1 rRNA gene is annotated in these 2941 nt (G+C 52.1%); it reads right to left on the bottom strand.

The features are described from left to right. Window positions 1–2: 2 nt before the first annotated feature. Window positions 3–2937, bottom strand: a 23S ribosomal RNA gene (locus AC0B9F_RS37780). Between the last annotated feature and the right edge of the window lie 4 nt (window positions 2938–2941).

Here is a 2941-nt window from a genome sequence, read left to right as displayed (position 1 = left end):
TTTTAGTTAAGTCCTCGATCTATTAGTATTTGTCAGCTCCACGTGTCACCACGCTTCCACCTCAAACCTATCAACCTGATCATCTTTCAGGGATCTTACTAGCTTACGCTATGGGAAATCTCATCTCGAGGGGGGCTTCATGCTTAGATGCTTTCAGCACTTATCCCTTCCGCACATAGCTACCCAGCTATGCCTTTGGCAAGACAACTGGTACACCAGCGGTGCGTCCATCCCGGTCCTCTCGTACTAAGGACAGCTCCTCTCAAATTTCCTACGCCCACGACGGATAGGGACCGAACTGTCTCACGACGTTCTGAACCCAGCTCGCGTACCGCTTTAATGGGCGAACAGCCCAACCCTTGGGACCGACTACAGCCCCAGGATGCGATGAGCCGACATCGAGGTGCCAAACCTCCCCGTCGATGTGGACTCTTGGGGGAGATAAGCCTGTTATCCCCGGGGTAGCTTTTATCCGTTGAGCGATGGCCCTTCCATGCGGAACCACCGGATCACTAAGCCCGACTTTCGTCCCTGCTCGACTTGTAGGTCTCGCAGTCAAGCTCCCTTGTGCCTTTACACTCTACGAATGATTTCCAACCATTCTGAGGGAACCTTTGGGCGCCTCCGTTACTTTTTAGGAGGCGACCGCCCCAGTCAAACTGCCCACCTGACACTGTCTCCCACCCCGATAAGGGGTGCGGGTTAGAATGTCAATACAGCCAGGGTAGTATCCCACCAATGCCTCCACCGAAGCTGGCGCTCCGGCTTCCAAGGCTCCTACCTATCCTGTACAAGCTGTACCAAAATTCAATATCAGGCTACAGTAAAGCTCCACGGGGTCTTTCCGTCCTGTCGCGGGTAACCTGCATCTTCACAGGTACTATAATTTCACCGAGTCTCTCGTTGAGACAGTGCCCAGATCGTTACACCTTTCGTGCGGGTCGGAACTTACCCGACAAGGAATTTCGCTACCTTAGGACCGTTATAGTTACGGCCGCCGTTTACTGGGGCTTCAATTCAGAGCTTCGCGCGAACGCTAACCCCTCCTCTTAACCTTCCAGCACCGGGCAGGTGTCAGCCCCTATACTTCGCCTTACGGCTTCGCAGAGACCTGTGTTTTTGCTAAACAGTCGCCTGGGCCTATTCACTGCGGCTCTCTCGGGCTTGCACCCAAAAGAGCACCCCTTCTCCCGAAGTTACGGGGTCATTTTGCCGAGTTCCTTAACGAGAGTTCTCTCGCTCACCTTAGGATTCTCTCCTCGCCTACCTGTGTCGGTTTGCGGTACGGGCACCTTGAATCTCGCTAGAGGCTTTTCTTGGCAGTGTGGAATCAGGAACTTCGGTACTATATTTCCCTCGCCGTCACAGCTCCGCCTTCACGGTAATGGGATTTGCCTCATTACCAGCCTAACTGCTTGGACGTGCTAATCCAACAGCACGCTTACCCTATCCTCCTGCGTCCCCCCATCGCTCAAACGATTCATAAGGTGGTACAGGAATATCAACCTGTTGTCCATCGCCTACGCTCTTCAGCCTCGGCTTAGGTCCCGACTAACCCTGAGTGGACGAGCCTTCCTCAGGAAACCTTAGGCATTCGGTGGATGAGATTCTCACTCATCTTTCGCTACTCATACCGGCATTCTCACTTCTAAGCGCTCCACCAGTCCTTACGGTCTAGCTTCAACGCCCTTAGAACGCTCTCCTACCACTGACATCATAGATGTCAATCCACAGCTTCGGTGATACGTTTAGCCCCGGTACATTTTCGGCGCAGAGTCACTCGACCAGTGAGCTATTACGCACTCTTTAAATGGTGGCTGCTTCTAAGCCAACATCCTGGTTGTCTAAGCAACTCCACATCCTTTTCCACTTAACGTATACTTTGGGACCTTAGCTGGTGGTCTGGGCTGTTTCCCTCTTGACTACGGATCTTATCACTCGCAGTCTGACTCCCAAGGATAAGTATTTGGCATTCGGAGTTTGTCTGAATTCGGTAACCCGATGGGGGCCCCTAGTCCAAACAGTGCTCTACCTCCAATACTCTTACCTTGAGGCTAGCCCTAAAGCTATTTCGGAGAGAACCAGCTATCTCCAAGTTCGATTGGAATTTCTCCGCTACCCACACCTCATCCCCGCACTTTTCAACGTGCGTGGGTTCGGGCCTCCATCCAGTGTTACCTGGACTTCACCCTGGACATGGGTAGATCACCTGGTTTCGGGTCTACGACCACATACTCTATCGCCCTATTCAGACTCGCTTTCGCTGCGGCTCCGTCTCTTCAACTTAACCTTGCATGTAATCGTAACTCGCCGGTTCATTCTACAAAAGGCACGCTATCACCCATTAATGGGCTCTAACTACTTGTAGGCACACGGTTTCAGGATCTATTTCACTCCCCTTCCGGGGTGCTTTTCACCTTTCCCTCACGGTACTGGTTCACTATCGGTCACTAGGGAGTATTTAGCCTTGGGAGATGGTCCTCCCTGCTTCCGACGGGATTTCTCGTGTCCCGCCGTACTCAGGATCCACTCAGGAGGGAACGAAGTTTCGACTACAGGGTTTTTACCTTCTGTGACTGGCCTTTCCAGACCTATTCATCTACCCCGTTCCTTTGTAACTCCATGTAGAGTGTCCTACAACCCCAAGAGGCAAGCCTCTTGGTTTGGGCTAATCCCGTTTCGCTCGCCGCTACTAAGGGAATCGCGTTTGCTTTCTCTTCCTCCGGGTACTTAGATGTTTCAGTTCCCCGGGTCTGCCTTCAGTTACTCTATGTATTCAAGTAACGATACTATCCCATTACGGATAGTGGGTTTCCCCATTCGGAAATCTCCGGATCAAAGCTTACTTACAGCTCCCCGAAGCATATCGGTGTTAGTCCCGTCCTTCATCGGCTCCTAGTGCCAAGGCATCCACCGTGCGCCCTTTCTAACTTAACTTGTT

The organism is Streptomyces sp. NPDC097129, assembly GCF_055668065.1.
Note: the sequence above shows the minus strand (reverse complement) of the source record. Positions and strands in the feature narration are given on the sequence as shown.